This is a genomic window from Enterococcus sp. DIV1375a (genome assembly GCF_051712205.1).
Classification (GTDB): domain Bacteria; phylum Bacillota; class Bacilli; order Lactobacillales; family Enterococcaceae; genus Enterococcus; species Enterococcus faecalis.
Map to the genome: position 1 here is coordinate 318,082 of NZ_JBIOOM010000001.1, position 17,646 is coordinate 335,727.

Annotated in this window: 17 protein-coding genes and 1 pseudogene; 14 read left to right on the top strand and 4 right to left on the bottom strand. The window is 40.0% G+C overall.

The genetic code is table 11. From position 1 onward, the window contains the following. The first annotated feature begins 2 nt into the window (after positions 1-2). The 5 genes from IGJ63_RS01625 to menC are packed head-to-tail and all read left to right on the top strand — an operon-like array spanning position 3 to position 6,473. Positions 3-1,460, top strand: a complete 1,458-nt coding sequence (locus tag IGJ63_RS01625) for an o-succinylbenzoate--CoA ligase (RefSeq protein WP_002383696.1) — start codon at positions 3-5, stop codon at positions 1,458-1,460. Then, positions 1,457-2,824 carry an isochorismate synthase gene (locus tag IGJ63_RS01630; RefSeq protein WP_002383697.1) on the top strand — a complete coding sequence of 456 codons (1,368 nt, stop codon included), beginning with the start codon at positions 1,457-1,459 and terminating at the stop codon, positions 2,822-2,824. Before IGJ63_RS01625 ends, IGJ63_RS01630 begins: the two co-directional genes overlap by 4 nt. Then, positions 2,824-4,557, top strand: a complete 1,734-nt coding sequence (gene menD, locus IGJ63_RS01635) for a 2-succinyl-5-enolpyruvyl-6-hydroxy-3-cyclohexene-1-carboxylic-acid synthase (protein WP_101731672.1) — start codon at positions 2,824-2,826, stop codon at positions 4,555-4,557. Before IGJ63_RS01630 ends, menD begins: the two co-directional genes overlap by 1 nt. Next, complete coding sequence (gene menH / locus IGJ63_RS01640) at positions 4,545-5,369, top strand: 2-succinyl-6-hydroxy-2,4-cyclohexadiene-1-carboxylate synthase (protein ID WP_180758860.1); 825 nt, start codon at positions 4,545-4,547, stop codon at positions 5,367-5,369. The genes menD and menH overlap by 13 nt, the downstream gene beginning before the upstream one ends. Continuing rightward, a complete protein-coding gene (gene menC, locus IGJ63_RS01645) occupies positions 5,370-6,473 on the top strand; it encodes an o-succinylbenzoate synthase (RefSeq protein WP_101731673.1) in 1,104 nt (367 codons plus the stop codon). A gap of 56 nt (positions 6,474-6,529) precedes the next feature. Here the strand turns inward: menC and IGJ63_RS01650 are convergent, their stop codons facing one another. Next, positions 6,530-7,228: a glucosamine-6-phosphate deaminase gene (locus IGJ63_RS01650; RefSeq protein ID WP_438745838.1), complete on the bottom strand. Its 699-nt coding sequence runs from the start codon at positions 7,226-7,228 to the stop codon at positions 6,530-6,532. Positions 7,229-7,479: 251 nt separating this feature from the next. After that, a complete protein-coding gene (locus tag IGJ63_RS01655) occupies positions 7,480-9,006 on the bottom strand; it encodes an AMP-binding protein (protein ID WP_002366111.1) in 1,527 nt (508 codons plus the stop codon). A gap of 220 nt (positions 9,007-9,226) precedes the next feature. On the opposite strand from IGJ63_RS01655, the gene IGJ63_RS01660 reads away from it, so the two are divergent. Further along, positions 9,227-9,628: an organic hydroperoxide resistance protein gene (locus IGJ63_RS01660; protein ID WP_002355332.1), complete on the top strand. Its 402-nt coding sequence runs from the start codon at positions 9,227-9,229 to the stop codon at positions 9,626-9,628. A gap of 43 nt (positions 9,629-9,671) precedes the next feature. Here the strand turns inward: IGJ63_RS01660 and IGJ63_RS01665 are convergent, their stop codons facing one another. Continuing rightward, entirely contained in the window at positions 9,672-10,442 is a 771-nt protein-coding gene (locus IGJ63_RS01665; RefSeq protein WP_257877983.1) for a sulfite exporter TauE/SafE family protein, read from the bottom strand. A gap of 169 nt (positions 10,443-10,611) precedes the next feature. On the opposite strand from IGJ63_RS01665, the gene IGJ63_RS01670 reads away from it, so the two are divergent. The 7 genes and pseudogenes from IGJ63_RS01670 to IGJ63_RS01700 all read left to right on the top strand — a co-directional run bounded on the left by IGJ63_RS01670 (position 10,612) and on the right by IGJ63_RS01700 (position 15,937). Next, complete coding sequence (locus IGJ63_RS01670; protein WP_438745840.1) at positions 10,612-11,415, top strand: PTS mannose/fructose/sorbose/N-acetylgalactosamine transporter subunit IIC; 804 nt, start codon at positions 10,612-10,614, stop codon at positions 11,413-11,415. Continuing rightward, positions 11,408-12,226 carry a PTS system mannose/fructose/sorbose family transporter subunit IID gene (locus IGJ63_RS01675; protein WP_002355336.1) on the top strand — a complete coding sequence of 273 codons (819 nt, stop codon included), beginning with the start codon at positions 11,408-11,410 and terminating at the stop codon, positions 12,224-12,226. The genes IGJ63_RS01670 and IGJ63_RS01675 overlap by 8 nt, the downstream gene beginning before the upstream one ends. A 30-nt stretch (positions 12,227-12,256) precedes the next feature. After that, a complete protein-coding gene (locus IGJ63_RS01680) occupies positions 12,257-12,733 on the top strand; it encodes a PTS system mannose/fructose/N-acetylgalactosamine-transporter subunit IIB (RefSeq protein ID WP_002355337.1) in 477 nt (158 codons plus the stop codon). A gap of 16 nt (positions 12,734-12,749) precedes the next feature. Then, the gene (locus tag IGJ63_RS01685; protein WP_002355339.1) at positions 12,750-13,601 is read left to right on the top strand and encodes a MurR/RpiR family transcriptional regulator; all 852 of its coding nucleotides are present in this window, start codon (positions 12,750-12,752) and stop codon (positions 13,599-13,601) included. Between the two features lie 14 nt (positions 13,602-13,615). Further along, positions 13,616-14,506: an N-acetylmuramic acid 6-phosphate etherase gene (gene murQ, locus IGJ63_RS01690; protein WP_002361198.1), complete on the top strand. Its 891-nt coding sequence runs from the start codon at positions 13,616-13,618 to the stop codon at positions 14,504-14,506. Between the two features lie 12 nt (positions 14,507-14,518). Further along, positions 14,519-15,508, top strand: a pseudogene (locus IGJ63_RS01695) (serine hydrolase domain-containing protein). Positions 15,509-15,517: 9 nt separating this feature from the next. Further along, positions 15,518-15,937 carry a PTS sugar transporter subunit IIA gene (locus IGJ63_RS01700; protein ID WP_002387905.1) on the top strand — a complete coding sequence of 140 codons (420 nt, stop codon included), beginning with the start codon at positions 15,518-15,520 and terminating at the stop codon, positions 15,935-15,937. Positions 15,938-15,970: 33 nt separating this feature from the next. Here the strand turns inward: IGJ63_RS01700 and IGJ63_RS01705 are convergent, their stop codons facing one another. Beyond that, entirely contained in the window at positions 15,971-16,780 is an 810-nt protein-coding gene (locus IGJ63_RS01705) for a DUF1189 domain-containing protein (protein WP_002355344.1), read from the bottom strand. Between the two features lie 193 nt (positions 16,781-16,973). Between IGJ63_RS01705 and IGJ63_RS01710 the strand changes: the two genes are divergently transcribed. Then, positions 16,974-17,582: a superoxide dismutase gene (locus IGJ63_RS01710; RefSeq protein ID WP_002361201.1), complete on the top strand. Its 609-nt coding sequence runs from the start codon at positions 16,974-16,976 to the stop codon at positions 17,580-17,582. The last annotated feature ends 64 nt before the right edge of the window (positions 17,583-17,646 follow it).

The following is a 17,646-nucleotide window of genomic DNA, read 5'->3' on the forward strand; positions in this document are numbered from 1 at the left end:
CAATGACTTGGTTAAATAAACAAGTACAAAAACGTCCCGATCATCCTGCTTTTTATTTTCAGGATGAATCTTGGACGTTTTTAGAAGTGCAACAAGAAGTCAGCCATTGGGTAGCCACATATCAACAGGTGCTTGCACCAGAAGAAAAACGTGTGGCTTTATTCAGTAAGAACAGCAAAGAGTTGTATTTTTCAATTCTAGCCTTATGGGAATTGGGGAAAGAGTTATTATTTTTAAATACGCATTTGACACTTGCTGAACTGACTTTTCAGTTAAAAGATGCGCAAGTTAAAACGATTATTGGTGCGCCTGAAACGCAGGCTTTGTTAGAAGAAATTTCTTTTGTCGACGTTCAGCCAATGATTAAAAAACAGCATAGTCTTTCACATCAGGAGTTTCAACAGCCAAGTGACTTAGAGTCGGTGGCTTCTATTATGTATACATCGGGAACTACAGGACAGCCTAAAGGGGTCTTGCAACGGTTTAAAAATCATCTGGCCAGTGCTAGAGGCACTCAAGAAAATATGGGGATTACTGCTGAAGATTGTTGGTTGTGTGCAGTCCCATTATTTCATATTAGCGGATTGTCGATTGTTGTTCGACAACTCGTCTTAGGTTGTAGTATTCGCCTTTACGATAAATTTGATGAACAGCAAGTGACACAAGATTTACAAGAAGGCCGTGGAACCGTCATTTCAGTGGTTGCGACAATGTTACAACAATTATTGTCTGTCTATCCTGAGGCTGGCTACAGCGCCAGCTTTAAAGGAATGCTATTGGGTGGCGGACCGATTGCACCGGATAAATTAGCGCAGTGTGAGGAAAAAGGGATTCCAGTCATTCAATCTTATGGGATGACGGAAACGTGTTCGCAAGTTGTTGCCTTGAAATTTGAAGATGCGGCACTGAAAATCGGCTCTGCTGGGCAACCGTTAAAAGATATGCAGATCAAAATTGTTGATGAACTAGGACAAGAACAGCCAGAAAAGCAAGTCGGAGAAATTTTACTTAAGGGACCAAACGTTGTTTCAGGTTACCTTAACCATCGTCAACCTGAAAAATGGACAGCGGATGGTTGGTTTAAAACAGGCGACATGGGCTATTTAGATGCACAAGGTTACCTGTATTTGGTTAGTCGTTTAAGTGAACTCATTATCTCTGGTGGTGAAAATATTTACCCTACTGAGGTTGAACAGGTGTTACAGGCGATAACAGGAATTAAAGCAGCGGCAGTTGTAGGAGAACCAGATGTGCAATGGGGAGCCGTCCCAGTTGCTTATGTGATTAGTGACCAAGAACTCACCTTAGCGCAAATTCAAGACCAGTGTTCACGAAAACTGGCAAAATATAAACGACCGAAACGCATTTATTTTTGTCATTCTTTCCCGCAAACAGCGAGTGGAAAGATTGCCAAACATCGTTTCATGACAGAAGAAAGAGAGGCGTTTTTAATCAGATGAAATTGCCTGATGAATTACGACAAGCCTATCAGAAGAATGCCCGTCAGTTCAGTTGGGTTTTTCCATTAGAAACAGAACAAACAGCCTTGGCAATTTTTGCCGCTGGTGAAAAGGCATACCAAGGAGAACGTTTTTTTTGGCAAACGCCGAAAAAAGATTTTGCTTTGGTTGGCTTCGGATATGAAACTATCTTAAAAGGCGCAGAAACAGAAACGCATCAATTGAACAACTTTTTAAAAAAAGAGGCGGCAACTCGTTTTCAAAATATGTCTATTTCTGGTACGGGGGCTCTTCTGTTTGGCGGTTTGCCTTTTGATACAGAACAAACGCCTACTGAGGCCTGGGGAGAGTTAGGGGAAGGTTGGTTTTATCTACCAAGTATTCTATTTACTTTTTCAGGTTCACGTATTTATGGAACGCTGAACTTTTCAGGTTCTAGTGAACAAGAAGTCGAGGAACGTTGGTCGACTTTGGTGGCTCAGTTTGATCGCTTGTTAGCTACCTGTGAGGAGTTGCCAGCTGTAGCGGAAACAAAGATTGACAAGGAAGAAGTTGCCGTGACTGAATGGCTACAAGCTGTCAACGAAACCGTAGCAGTCTTAAGAGAAGATGGCCCTTTAAAAAAAGTGGTTTTGGCTCGACAACTTGCTGTGAGCAGTCCTGAAAAAATTCGAAGTAACCAAGTGCTCGTTAATTTAATGGCACAACAACAAAATACGTATTTGTTTGCTTTGGAAGCCAACGACACAAGTTTCATTGGTGCAACACCAGAACGACTTCTGTTGGGTACTAAAGAAGCGTTTGCGACCGCTTGTATTGCAGGAACCATTAAAACGGGTCAAACACCAGAAGAAACGAAAGCTTTAGGAGCACAACTTTTGCAAGACCGCAAAAATACCGGAGAACACCAAATTGTGGTGGAACGTTTAGCGAAAGAGTTGGCGAAGATGACGACTTCTGAAAACAGTATTCAAGCACCCATTATTTTGGAAAATCGAGATGTACAACATCTTTATGTGCCAATCTCGGGTCAACGTAAACCGGGAATTTCGTTTTTGGAAAGTGTGATGCAGCTACACCCAACGCCAGCTTTAGGCGGTGAGCCCAAAGAGTTGGCAGTCGAATGGATTCGACAATATGAGCCAGGGAGTCGTGGGTTATATGGTGCGCCAATCGGTTGGATTTCAGGGAATGATGATAGTGGCGAGTTCGCTGTGGCCTTGCGTTCAGGTGTCTTTGCTGGTCAGCAAGGCGTTCTTTATGCAGGTTGTGGTATTGTTGCGGATTCCCAAGCAGAGCTAGAAAGAGAAGAAACGAAAATAAAATTTCAACCGATGTTACGAGGAATTGGAGGGCAGGTTTAATGAATCATCAAGAAACAATGACCGATTATTTAATGGCCTTTATTGAAGGCTTAAAAAATAGCGGGGTTGAACAAGCAGTCATTAGTCCAGGGTCCCGTTCCACACCACTGGCTTTATTACTTCATCGGGAAACCGCAATCCAAACATTTGTCGATGTCGATGAACGTTCCGCTGCTTTTTTTGCTTTAGGATTAAGTAAAGCGAGCCAAAAACCAGTGGTCTTACTTTGTACCTCTGGAACAGCAGCTGCAAACTATTATCCAGCAATTTGCGAAGCCAATATTAGCCATGTGCCTTTAGTCGTTTTAACAACGGATCGGCCGCATGAGTTACGTCAAGTTGGTGCTCCTCAAGCCATGGACCAATTACAAATGTATCAAAATCATGTGAAATTATTTGTTGAAATGGCTTTGCCAGAAGCAACAGAAGAGATGTTGAATTACGCCTATTGGCAAGGCGCTAAAGGAGCAGCATTCGCGCAACAAACGCCTGCAGCACCTGTTCATTTGAATTTTCCTTTGCGGGAACCATTATTACCTGACTTAGAGAGAAAAACAAAGAGTTCTCAACAAACGGCTTTATTCGCTGGTCAATCAATCCTTTCTACAGAACAAGTGCAACAGTTAGCGGATCAATGGTACCAGAAAAACGGCGTCTTGGTTGTCGGTGGCAGTCATACAGAGGAAGAAGCGACGTTATTTATTCAATTAGCCGAAGCTTTGCAATGGCCGTTACTAGCGGATCCTTTAGCAAACATTGTGACACATGGGCAAAATAGTGAAGTTGTTATTGCACACAGTGATCTGTTTCTAAATGTGGCTACCTTGCCACAAGAACCAGAAGTGGTAGTGCGTTTTGGTTCGCTGCCAATTTCTAAAAACATCATGTTATGGTTGAAACGCTTAGCAACGACAGAGACTGCTTTTTATTTTGTGGACGAAAATGGGCAATGGCAAGAGCAATTGAAAAAATCACAAACCGTTATTCAGGCAAAGGAAACCACGTTTGTAGAACAACTACTAACGGTTGTCAAACCAACAGAAGCGACTTGGTTAGCACAATGGCTCCTGCTGGAAAAAACGGTCTCTGAAGTTCTTCTAGAAACGCTGAACGCGACAGAATTAAATGAAACAACAGCCAGCTTAGCTGTTCACCAAACGATGAAAGAGAACGGTCAGTTATTTGTATCTAATAGTATGGCTATCCGCTACTTAGATCGATTTATGGATAATCGCCCTTATCGGATGTTTGGAAATCGCGGCATCAACGGGATTGATGGGATTGTTTCAACTGCTTTAGGGATGAGTGCCGTAGCACCGACACAGCAAAACGTTTTACTGATTGGTGATTTAGCGCTATATCATGATATGAATGGTTTATTTTTGGCTAAACGTTATCAGTTGCCGTTAACAATTGTTTTATTAAATAACAATGGTGGCGGGATTTTCTCTTTTCTATCTCAACGAACTTTACGTGAGGACGATTTCGAGCCTTTATTTGGAACACCGCTTGATTTAGATTTCTCGTTAGTTGCTGAACTTTACGGTGCTTCGTATCAAGAAGTCAAAACAATCGCGGAGCTCAAGCAAATTTTACAAACAGCGGCTGAAGAACCACAATTTCAAGTGATAGAAGTCAAAGGAAATCGCCAAGAGAATGTTCATTTGTACGAATCAATTTTAGCTGAAATTGGTAGACGAGTAGAAAGACAGGGGATTTCATGGAACGGTTAATTCGGGGGATGCAGTACCATTATCAATGGTTAACACCTTTTGATGCAAAGCGAACGACAGTAGTCTGTTTACACGGTTTCACAGGAACGTTAGCCACGTTTGCAGCCGTTTTTCCCAGTCAAACACCTTATAACGTTTTAGGCATTGATTTACCTGGGCATGGCGCGACTGCTAGTTTGGTAGCACCAGAGCGTTATACCATGAAACAGGTTTGTCATGATCTTGCTGAACTAACCGAATCGCTAAATTTGCCTTGCTTTTGTTTATTAGGCTATTCAATGGGCGCACGAACAGCTTTAGGTTTTGCATTACATTATCCACAAAAGGTACAGCATCTTTTATTGGAAAGTGGATCGCCAGGTTTGACCACCGCCGCAGAACGTCAGGCTCGTATCGGTCAAGATCATCGTTTGGCGGAACGTCTCTTAGAGGAACCGCTTGTGGATTTTATTGATTTCTGGCAAGAATTACCGTTATTTCAAACGCAAAAAGCCTTGTCTGTGGCACAGCAAATGGCCATTCGTCAGGAACGTTTGAGCCAATCGGCATTTGGATTGGCTAGTAGTTTGTGGTATATGGGTACAGGAGCGCAAGAGAGTTACTGGGAACGTCTAGCAGAATTGCAGCCGATTCCTACCGATTTATTGGTAGGCGGCGAAGATCAAAAATTTATTGGAATTGCGAAAAAAATGCAGGCACGTCAACCGTTGTTGAGGCTGACAATTTTTCCTGAAGCAGGACATTGTATCCATTTGGAACAACCAACGATTTTCTATGAAAAGGTGACAGCGTTATTGGAAGGAGCCATCTGAATGAACATTCAATCAATTGAAACCTATCAGGTTCGTTTGCCTTTAAAAACACCGTTTGTCACGAGCTATGGTCGCCTGGAAGAAAAAGCGTTTGATTTATTTGTAATAACGGATGAGCAAGGAAATCAAGGGTTTGGCGAATTAGTGGCTTTTGAGCAACCTGATTATGTGCAAGAAACGTTGATAACTGAACGATTCATCATCCAACAGCATTTAATTCCGTTACTTTTAACAGAAGCGATTGAACAGCCGCAAGAGGTTTCAACAATTTTTGAAGAAGTTAAAGGGCATTGGATGGGAAAAGCTGCGTTAGAAACTGCCATCTGGGATTTATATGCCAAACGGCAACAGAAGAGTTTAACTGAATTTTTTGGACCAACGCGGAGGAAAATTCCTGTAGGGATTAGTTTAGGGATTCAAGAAGAGTTACCTCAATTGCTTAAACAAGTTCAGTTAGCTGTAGAAAAAGGGTATCAACGAGTGAAGCTGAAAATTCGTCCCGGTTATGATGTGGAACCCGTTGCTTTGATTCGTCAGCATTTTCCTAACTTGCCTTTAATGGTCGATGCCAATTCAGCGTATACATTGGCAGATTTGCCTCAATTGCAACGTTTAGATCACTATCAATTAGCGATGATTGAACAGCCTTTTGCTGCAGATGATTTTTTAGATCACGCACAATTACAAAGAGAACTGAAGACAAGAATTTGTTTGGATGAAAATATTCGCAGCCTCAAAGACTGCCAAGTGGCTTTAGCGTTAGGCAGTTGCCGTAGTATCAATTTGAAGATTCCTCGTGTAGGTGGGATTCACGAGGCGTTGAAGATTGCCACATTTTGCCAAGAAAATGATTTATTGGTTTGGTTAGGTGGTATGTTTGAGTCTGGTGTTGGTCGCGCATTGAATTTGCAATTTGCGTCACAGCCTACCTTTTCCTTTCCAGGTGATATTTCAGCAACGGAACGCTATTTTTATGAAGATATCATCACGGAACCTTTTATTTTAGAGCAAGGGACAATGACCGTGCCTCAGGGACTTGGTATTGGTGTTACACTTTCCCAGACGAATTTGCTAAAATACAGTCAGTATCAAAAAATCATGTAATGATAACAAAATTGCGCCTATGACTATGCAGAGAAGCATAATCTAGGCGCAATTTTTTATTTTTCTAATTGACTCGCTGCGGCTTCATCCAAGAGAACCGTTAAATTTGGATGGAGTTGAAGAATAGAGGCAGGATACGTTTCTGTGACAGGTCCTTGGAGCACTTGTTTGACCATCTGAGCTTTTTGTTCACCATTTACAATTAGGACAAGATGCTTAACTTTCATGATGCTGGCTGGCCCCATCGTAACAAAGGTCATGCCTGGCTGAATCATTTCAGGAACAAACCAAGGCTCTGAACCAGTGACGGTCACTTGATAGGTTTCATTTTTAAAATGAGTGGTAGTGGGCATGTTCCCACAAAAATGACCATCTGCTCCTAAGCCAATTAACATCAAATCTAAGCCGCCTGCGTCAGCAATCCGTTGTTCTTGTTGTTGAAAGTTTTCAACAGTTAATGGATGGATGTTTTGCTCGGATATTTCTGCAGGTGTCAAATACAGCGTCCGCAAATCTGTCAGGGTAATGCCTTCCTTTTGATGAGGAACTGGGATTTCATCAAAGTTATAATAATGAACATTATCAAAGTCAGATGAATTTTTCACAATCGAGGCTAATTTTTGGTAAACAAGTGTTGGCGTTTTGCCAGCGGTAATTGATAAATTCACTCGTTTATCTTGGCTCATCGTGCTTAGAAGTAACATTTTTGCCCATTCACTCATCGTGTCGAAATCTTGTTTAATTAAAATTTTCATACTTGCACACTCCATTCTTTGAATAAGCTAAGTATAATTTGTGGGAACCATCCCATGTCAAGTTCTTCACAAAAAGGATTTAATTAACGGTAGACAAAAGAAAGAGGGGCAGCCGTCAAAACGACGACTGCCCCTCTTTTTAAAGCTTAAGATAACCTACAACGAGTTAACTTTTTAGCTTTCTGCTCCACTTGCTCCAACGCTGGTCTAAACGTTCTTTTGACCAACACTGTTTAACAAAGAATTTTATTTTATTGTTCTTTTAACCATTTTTCTAGTTGTAAACGTTGCACTTTCATAGTAGCTGTGTGAGGGATTTCATCAAAAGCCATAATGATAGGTTCGTTTAAATGTGGTAAATCGGCTACTTGTGTCCACCAAGCGTCCCAATCCATTTCTTCCCCAGGAACAACCGCTAAAATTGGCTGAGGTTCATTTTCTTTGCCACGGACAATAATCACTTCTTCTAAGAAATCTAATGCATCCAATAAATGATCTTCAATAGCTAAATTACTGTCGATGTTTTCAATTAGATCTACTTGGCGATCTTTCAAGAATAAGTGGCCGCGTTCATCTAACATTCCGTAATCGCCGCTGTCCCACCATTCGCCGTAGACATTTTCTGCAAAGCGGGCATCTTCTTTGTAATACGTTAAGGCCCGTCCTTTTGATAAGAATTGGATATGGCCATCCGTCATCGCAGGTAAAACTTGTCCTTTTTCATCGGTAATTCGAGCTTGTGTTAAATCCTCTAAACCAACACCCATGTCACGAGCATCTGAATCTTTTAAGGAGTCTAAAGTATGCGCTCGTAAGATCATTGGCCCGCATTCGCTTTGTCCATAAACTTGTAGGAAAATTGGTTCATTGGCAGCAGATGCTTTTAAGAAAGCCACCATTGTAGCGTTGTTAATTGCATCAAAAGTAGAATGATAATAATGGACACTAGCGAAAGCTTCAGGTTTTTCTTTGGCCAAACGAACCCATTGAACGAAGTTATTGGGGTGTGTTTCTACAGCGATTGGTTGATAGGTGCTGAACATTTCAGCGACTTTTTCGCTCGAAGCATTTGCTAAAGGCATCATAGGGAAGCCCATGGCCATTAAAGAAGACACACCAATGTTAAAACGAGAATGAACTGGCGAAATATGAAAGCCAACTAATTTCTTTTCAGCAATTTTTGTAAAAATGGTTTTTTGCCATTTTGTACGCCAACCCATAGAGTGATTGGAATGACAGATAAGTTTAGGAATACCTGTTGTTCCAGAGGTGTGGGTCATGTAGGCAATTTCGTCTTTAGTCAGTTCGTCTTGAGGAACTTCCGTGGCATCAGCTTCTAAAAGAGAAGCAACCGAAAGTTTTTTATTGGCAGAGCTGTTACGAACAGCTTGAACTTTTTCAGCAGTCACATCATCAAATAAAATATAAGGATCTTCTAAACGATCAACGAATACTTCAATTGTTTCAAAAGGTAAATGGTATGAAACCATTACAGGAACGGCTGCTAGATATGAGGCTGCAACAGCTAGTAAATACGTGTCGAATTTAGGACTTTTATAAATAATAATTTTGTCGCCTTTTTTTACACCTAAAGCGGCTAATTGATATGCCCGTTTCAAAATTTCTTGATGGCTTTCACCATAAGTTGTTTCTAAGCCAAGAGCAGGAAAAGCAGGCAAAGATTCATCAAAAATAATTGGAACAGTTGGTGTTTTTTCTGCGGCTTCTTGATAGTTTGTGTAGAGGTTTAATGGTTGATAATCAAGTAAGTGTGTCAAGGGAAAGTCTCCTTTGTAAAATAGTTTGTGTACAAATGTACAAGTTCACTTTATCCTATCATAGAATGGGTTCTTTTTCTACGTCAAAAATACAACGTTAAATGTTATTTTTTATTATTCACAAGCACAACGTTTGCTGTATCTGGCAAAGTTTCCTACAATAATTATGTAAGTAACAAGTTCTCAGAAGTGTAAAACTTTACAAAGGAGAGGAATTTACATGAAAAAAATCTATGAAACAACTATCATTAATACGGGTGGACGTGCAGGAGAAGTTCACTCACCGGATAAATCATTTTCTTATGCGGTTGCTTCGCCAGGTGTCAAGAAAGAAAATACAACAAATCCAGAACAATTATTCGCAGCGGCTTACAGTGCTTGCTTTAACGGTGCATTAGAATTAGTGATGGATCAAGAAAAAGTCGAAGGTAAAAGTACAGTAACCGCACGTGTTTCCTTATTCCAAGGAGAAGATGGCTTTAGCGTTGGTGCTGAATTAGAAGTTCATATTGATGGGGTAGATCAAGCTAAAGCAGAAGAACTTGTTAAAAAAGCCCACGAAATTTGCCCATATTCTAAAGCAACAAGAAATAATATAGATGTTAAATTAACAGTGATTTAATTAAAAAAGAAGCGCTTTGTCTATACGACAAAGCGCTTCTTTTTTAGATAACAGTCCACAAATTATACATATTTAACAAAATAACTAAAAAAACAACTAAACTATAAATTGGGGCGACCCGTTGTTGAGATAATTTTTTACTGAAAAGACCGCCGACATAACCACCGAATAAAGCGGCAGGAATAATAGCCCAAAGCATTGTCAAATCAAAAACCGCAAACCCTGTGGTCAAGCCGATATTGCCAAGTTTGGCGAGTTGGGAGAAAAAAATAGTAATGATGGAATAAACAGTTGCTGATTTGATATCCATTCCAAAAAAGAGAATAAGGCAAGCTACATTAATGGGACCGCCACCGATGCCTAAAAAGGTTGATAGAATCCCTAAGCCTAATCCGACAATCAGAAAAATGCTCAATCCGTTGAGGTGTAAGTGCCAGTTGGAAAATTGATTGTAGAGAAGAACCAAAACCAAGGTCAGCAACATGATGATATATTGGATTAGTTGTACTTTTTCTTCATTTGGCGCTAGTGCAATCGCCTGATTAAGAAGTAAATCACCCAACATACCGCCGACTAAGGAACCAAACGAAATACTCGCGGCTTTTTTCCATTCAATTTGGACACCATTTTGATACTGTTTATAAGTCGAAGAAATGGACATGACAAAAACAGCGACACTTGAATAGAACGCAATACTATTTAACGAATGGAACCCAAGAAAATCCAAAACAGGCTTAATAATGACGCCTCCACCCATACCGGAGAGCGCCCCAACTGTATTGGATAGAAAAATAGTTATGAAATAAATCAGCAAAACCCGCACATAATCACTCCTAAAACGTTTTCTTTTAGTATAGCACAAAAATTATATAAGAAATGCAATTTCATTTAAAAATATTTTTAAAAAGAACTTGAAATGATATTTCTTTAATGGTATTCTACAAACACAAAAAAGAAAACGCATTCAAGGAGGATGAGAAAGCATGACAGTATCGATTGGTATTATTTTGATTTTATGTCTTTACACAGTTGTTGGTGTACTTGACCAAATTTCTATTCAGATTGGTCCATATACACCATTGTTTGCTGCAACGTTTACTGGCCTAGTCTTAGGGGATGTTCAAACAGGTTTGATGATTGGGGCAACGCTTCAATTGATGACATTAGGTGTAGCGACTTATGGAGGAGCAACAGTCCCAGACTTTCTTTCAGAGGCCATTATGGGAACGGCTTATGCAATCATTTCAGGGAAAGGGGCAGAGTATGGTATCGGAGTTGCGGTTCCAATTGGGTTATTATTAACACAACTAGATATTTTAGGCAGAATGGCTAATACGTTTTTCCAACACAAAGCAGATCGCTATGCGGAAGAAGGCAATTATAAAGGGGTCGAGCGCTGCAATGTTTTAGGAATTGTTCCTTGGACGATTTCTCGTGTCATCCCAGTTTTTATTGGCCTAGCTTTTGGTGAACAAGTTGTAAACGCTATCAATAATTGGATTCCTATTTGGGTGATGAATGGGTTAAAAGCAGCAGGTGCTATTTTACCAGCGATGGGGATTGCTATTTTAATGCGTTACTTGCCAATTAAAACATACTGGCCTTATTTTATTATTGGGTTCGTGTTACTTGCTTATGGGGCCCAATTCTTCTCAGTTTTAGGTGTCGCACTGGTTGGCTTGGCTTTAGCAGCGATTTATGTGATGAATCATAACAAAGGCGGCGCAGCTACAACAAGTGGCACGGTTATTTACGAAGATGATGAGGAGGTTGAGATTGATGACTAACAAATTAACAAAAAAGGATATTAATAAAGTTTACGTCCGTAATCTTTTTGGCTATCAGTGGGGCTGGAACTATGAAAAAATGCAAGGACTTGGTTACGCTTGGGTGATGATGCCTGCATTAAAGCGACTATACAGTGAAGATCCAGTAGCTATGAAGAAAGCCTTGAAGACACATCTTGGCTTTATGAATACGACGCCAGCCATGTCACATTTAATTGTCGGAGCTGATATGGCTTTGGAAGAAGAAGTTGGCATTGAAGATGAAACGGCCATTACTGGTTTGAAAACAGGTCTAATGGGTCCGTTTGCTGGTGTTGGTGATACCATTTTTATCGCGATTTATCGTGCGATTGTTTTTTCGATTGCAGCTTACATGGCGCAAGGGGGCCAGGTTGTTGGGTTACTGATCCCGTTAATTGCCGGAGCAGTGGTCTTATGGGTTCGCTATAAATTCACTTGGATTGGTTACCATCAAGGGAAAAAAATTGCGACAGAATTTGCGGATAAAATGAAATTGTTTACGCAAGGTGCAGCTATTTTAGGGTTAACGGTGGTCGGCGGTTTGATTCCTTCGGTAATTACTTACAAATTAGATTTAACTTATAAAATGGGAGATGTAACATTATCTGTTCAAGAAATGTTGGATAAAATTTTACCCGCATTAATTCCTTTAGGGATTGTTCTTTTATCCTATTGGTTACTAGGGAAAAAGAAAATGAATTCAACACGGCTAATCTTTGTTTTAATTTTAATTGGCATGGTTTTAGGCAATTTACAACCAATGTTGGCTTGGGTTGGCGGTTTATTTTAAAAAAATAGTATATAATAGGAGAGATTTATTATGACAATTGTACATGCAAGAGTAGATGAGCGTTTAATTCACGGACAAGTTGCAACTGTTTGGACGAATACGGTTGGAGCACAAAGAATCATGGTAGTAAATGATGCCGCGGTCAAAGATCAATTACAAATTGGTGCCTTAAAAATGGCTAAGCCTGCAGGAGTTAAATTATCCATTTTATCAAAACGTAAAGCGATTGAAAAAATTTTAGCAGGCAATTATGATGAAGAAAAAGTCTTTTTAATTACGAAAGACATTGCAGACATGGCGGCTTTAATTGATGGCGGTGTTCCGTTACAGAGCTTCAATGTCGGCAATATTTCTCAAAAAGAAGGCAGTCGAGCAATTAAAAAATCTGTTGCATTAACCGATGAAGATATTCAAACCGTTCGTCGTTTAACAGATAATGGGGTGACTATTACCGCACAGATGATCCCTTCTGAACCAAACGAAGCAATTTTAACTTTCATAAAATAGAAATGGAGATGAGAAGATGGAGCCAATCCGTTCAATCAGACAAAAATATAAGGACTTTTCCAAAGTAAATAAGAGAATCGCAGACTATATACTGAAGGATCCGACCCGTCTTCTCTCATTAACAGCAAACGAAATTGCTAGCAATAGCGAAACTTCTCCAGCGTCAGTTACCCGTTTTTCTAAACAATTAGGATTTGACAGCTGGGAAGAGTTAAAACTATCCATTGCAGCGGTACAAGCTGCCAGTAACGGTAAAAAAGATATTGATCCAATTGTAGCGGCAGATGATTCGGTGGATACTATTTGTATGAAAGTGGAATCTTTATTAAATGCTACGATTGAGGATTTATTTTATACAGTGGATAAACAAGCCTTGGAACGAGCAATCGCGCATGTTAAAAAAGCGGAAAAAATTCATTTGGTTGGAATTGGTGCCTCTTCTTTAACGACTTATAATCTTTATCACAAGTTTAACCGCGCTGGTCGCCAAGCAATTTTTAATTATGATAGTCACATGATGTTGGAGTTTTTAAATTATGCAACGGCACAAGACATTTTGATCACGGTCTCCTATAGTGGTTTGACAAAAGAAGCCTTAATCGCCTGTGAAATTGCCAAAAATAGAGGCGCAACGGTTATTTTTATTACCAGTAACGATGGAGAAAACGTGCGATCATTGAGCGATGAAGTTCTTTTAGTCCCCAATAATGAGCACCTCATTCGAGTTGGGGCTATTTCATCGATTGCTTCGTCAATGGCAATTGGCGATGTTCTGTATTTAGGTTCAATTCAAGATGATTTAGACACAGAAATTGAACGTAATATGATTGAAACGAGTCAACTTGTCAGCCGTCTAAAAGAGAAGTAGGGGTGTGCAAGCAAATGAACTTAGAAGGATTAACGACAGAAGCCAGAAATGAAGCGACTAAAAAGATTGACCAAGTGTCAACATTAGAGATGGTGACTTTAATAAATCAAGAAGACCAAAAGGTAGCACAAGCAATTGAAAAGGTGCTTCCGCAGATTGCTGCAGCAATTGATGCAGCGGCAGAACGATTTAAAAAAGGGGGCCGTTTAATCTATTGTGGTGCAGGAACGTCTGGACGTTTAGGTGCTTTGGATGCGATTGAATTAACGCCCACATATAGTGTGTCGCCAGAACGCGCATTTGGTATTTTAGCTGGTGGTGAAAAAGCAATGTATCAAGCAATTGAAGGCGCTGAAGACTCGAAAGAATTAGCTATCGAAGATTTAACGCAACATCAATTGACCGCCCGAGATGTCGTAATTGCGATTGCTGCTAGTGGTCGGACACCATATGCTGTTTCCGCAATTGAATACGGAAAAAAAGTGGGCGCTCTAACCATCTCCGTGACCTGTAATAATCAAAGTCCGATGAATCAATTGGCGGAAATTGGGATTGCGCCAATTGTCGGACCGGAAGTCATTACAGGGTCAACTAGAATGAAAGCGGGTTCAGCACAGAAAATGGTGTTAAATATGTTTTCAACAGGGATTATGGTTAAAGTAGGGAATATCTATCAAAATTTGATGGTCAACGTACAACCAACGAACGAAAAATTAATGCAACGTGCCACGAATATCATTAAAGAAGCAGCAGAAATCGAGGAATCGCAAGCCAAAGAATACTTGGAGGCAGCACAGCTAGAAGTGGCACCAGCCATTGTAATGGCAAAAGCCCACGTTGATTTTCAAAAAGCCAAACAACTATTAGCAGAACATGACGGACGGATTTCAGAAGTTTTAGCATAGAAGTGGTGAACAATGAATCAAATCGCAATTCAAGAAACAATTCAGAGACTGATTAATCAGCAAGTCGTTCCGGGTGTCGCTTGGGGGACGATCACAGAAGATAGCTTATCAGAACAGTATACGGGCTTTTTAGGTAATACTGGTCCATTTGCAAGACAAAAGGTTTCATCAGCTAGCCTGTATGATTTAGCGTCCTTAACGAAAGTTATTGGGACAACAAATCGAATGTTACAATTAATCGATACAAATCAGCTTACTTTTTCAACCACTGTGGGGGAAATCCTACCTGATTATCAAGGACTATCTTGTTCGATTGGGGAGCTTCTACTGCATCAGAGCGGACTGCCAGCTGATGTTGTCGATAAGAAAAATGTCACAAAAAAAAGCTTGCAAGAAATCATTTTAACGCATTCGTTATCTGAACGAGGGAAAACCACTTATTCTGATTTAGGGTATTACTTATTGGGAGAAATTATTCAAGTATTGGATCGCTGCTCATTAGAAGAGAGCTTTCAAACATACGTATTTCAACCAATGAACCTATAGCATACAAGTTTTACGGTCAGCGATTTTGCCCAGGCAGTGCCCACAGAGATTACAAAACAACGCGGCGTTATTCAGGGAGTGGTCCACGATTCGAAAGCCTATCAACTGAAAGCGCCAATCGGCAGTGCAGGTTTATTTGCAACTTTACCAGATTTACTCACTTTTGTTCAGTGTTTTATGAACAATCGCTACCCGTCTGGCAAACCATTATTTTCTGAAAAAATGTTCGATGCTCTCTGGTCTATGAACCAAGGGGGACGTACATTTGGTTGGGAAGTGAAAAAGACGCAAGCTGGGGCAGACTATTTGTATCATACTGGCTTTACTGGAACGGCGATTGGTATGAAAAAAGAAACCAAAGAAGCCCTAATTTTGTTAACGAATCGGGTTCATCCCACTCGTGAAGAACGTGGCTTTTTAAAAGCACGAACAAAAATTTATCAGCAGTATTTTTAGGAGGAAATGATGAAACCAAAATTAATTTTAATGAGCCATGGACGGATGGCAGAAGAAACCTTAGCTTCTACTCAAATGATTGTCGGGGAATTAGCAGATGCTGCGATTGTGTCAATGACCGCAGAAGATGGCTTGAGCGGCACGCAAGCAAAACTGGCAGCAATCTTAAAAGAAGCTGGCAATGTCCCGACGCTTGTATTAGCTGATTTAAAAGGAGGAACACCTTGTAATGTGGCTATGATGGCCATGGGCACTTATCCGCAATTACGAGTAGTCGCCGGACTTAATTTAGCAATGGCAATTGAAGCAGCCGTGTCACCTGTGGAAAATGTGGATGAATTAGCTGTATATTTAACGCAAATTGGCCAATCTGCGGTGACCACGATTGACTTACCTGAATTAACAGATGAAGAAGAATTTGAAGAATAGCAAAAAGGTGTTGTCTCAAAGACAACACCTTTTTTAAGAACCAGGGATATTCCGTGGTTCGTTTTTGGTTGTGACAAAGAAAAAGAATAGACTCAGTAAAATAACTAGGATGCCATCGTTAAACATCGGATTTACGAAGTTTAAAATAGCACTTAAGATAACTGGCACGGTAGCACAATACGTAATAATTTTTAAACAATCAATCAAACGTAAAGAATAAAAACGTAATTTTGAATAGAGAGATGCACCGATAGCGGCAATCAGTAAGTCTAAAACTAAACCGATTAGAACAGGGTAGATAGCCACTAAAAAGACAATGAGTTTTGTCCACCAGGGGATCGCTGCTTCACTTAGCGCAGTCTTGATACTCTGAGCGTTAACGCCATCTAAGGTTCCTTTACTATAGGGGAAGATAAATTGGTCGGTGCCTAGAATTGATTCAGTTGCGCCTGAATTTGGTAAGGCGACTACAAATTCATCTTGTAAAAAAGCCAAACCAAACGCATTACCAATTAAATCTTTTTGGACATCAGCGGCTGTACGCTTTCCATCTGGATCAAACGTAAAAATAATCGAGTCGGTTTGATAAATAAAGCCAGATTCTTTGGCCTTTGTTTGCAACGTGCCATTTTCAATAGAAAAGTCAGGCAACTTTTCTGCAATTTTTTGGCCATCTTGTTGCACCTCTTGTAGCACAGAAAAGACTTGTTTGGTAATAGGTAGTGCTAAAATAGCACTTAAAAAAACAGCATAGAGAATTACTTTCCAAAACGCCATTTTTTTCGCATGCCGTAATTCTGAAACTGAAAAAAAGGCCTGCTTAAATAATTGCAATGTATTCATTTATTTACTCCTCACATCGTTCTTCTACAGGTCATTCTAGCGAATTTATGAGGGAAACACAAGGTAATCTCCCTCTTTTGTAAAACTTTTCTTTTGGCAAGCAAACTATTTTGTAGAAAGCGGTTCACTCTGTTATCATAATAGTTGTATGAAAGACGTATGTTACATACTAAAAAATAGGGGGATTTAAAAAATGACTTACACATTACCAGAATTACCATATGCTTATGATGCATTAGAACCTTACATTGACGTGGAAACAATGCACTTACACCATGATAAACACCACAACACTTATGTGACTAACTTAAACGCAGCGATTGAAAAACATCCAGAATTAGGCGAAAAATCTGTAGAAGACCTAATTTCAGATATGAATGCTATTCCTGAAGATATCCGCACAGCTGTTCGTAACAATGGTGGCGGCCACGCAAACCATACATTCTTCTGGGAAATTATGGCACCAAATGCTGGTGGTCAACCAACTGGCGCTATTAAAGAAGCAATCGATGAAACATTTGGTAGCTTTGATGAAATGAAAGCTGCTTTCAAAACAGCTGCAACTGGCCGCTTTGGTTCAGGTTGGGCTTGGTTAGTTGTGAATAACGGTAAATTAGAAATCACTTCAACACCAAACCAAGATTCACCATTAATGGATGGTCAAACACCTGTTTTAGGTCTTGACGTTTGGGAACATGCGTATTACTTAAAATATAAAAACGTTCGTCCAGATTACATTGAAGCATTCTGGAACGTTGTTAACTGGGATAAAGTAAACGAACTTTTTGCAGCAGCAAAATAAGTTTGCCAATTGTGAAGGAAAGAGTCAAATGACGGCTGTCATTTGACTCTTTCCTTTTACAAAT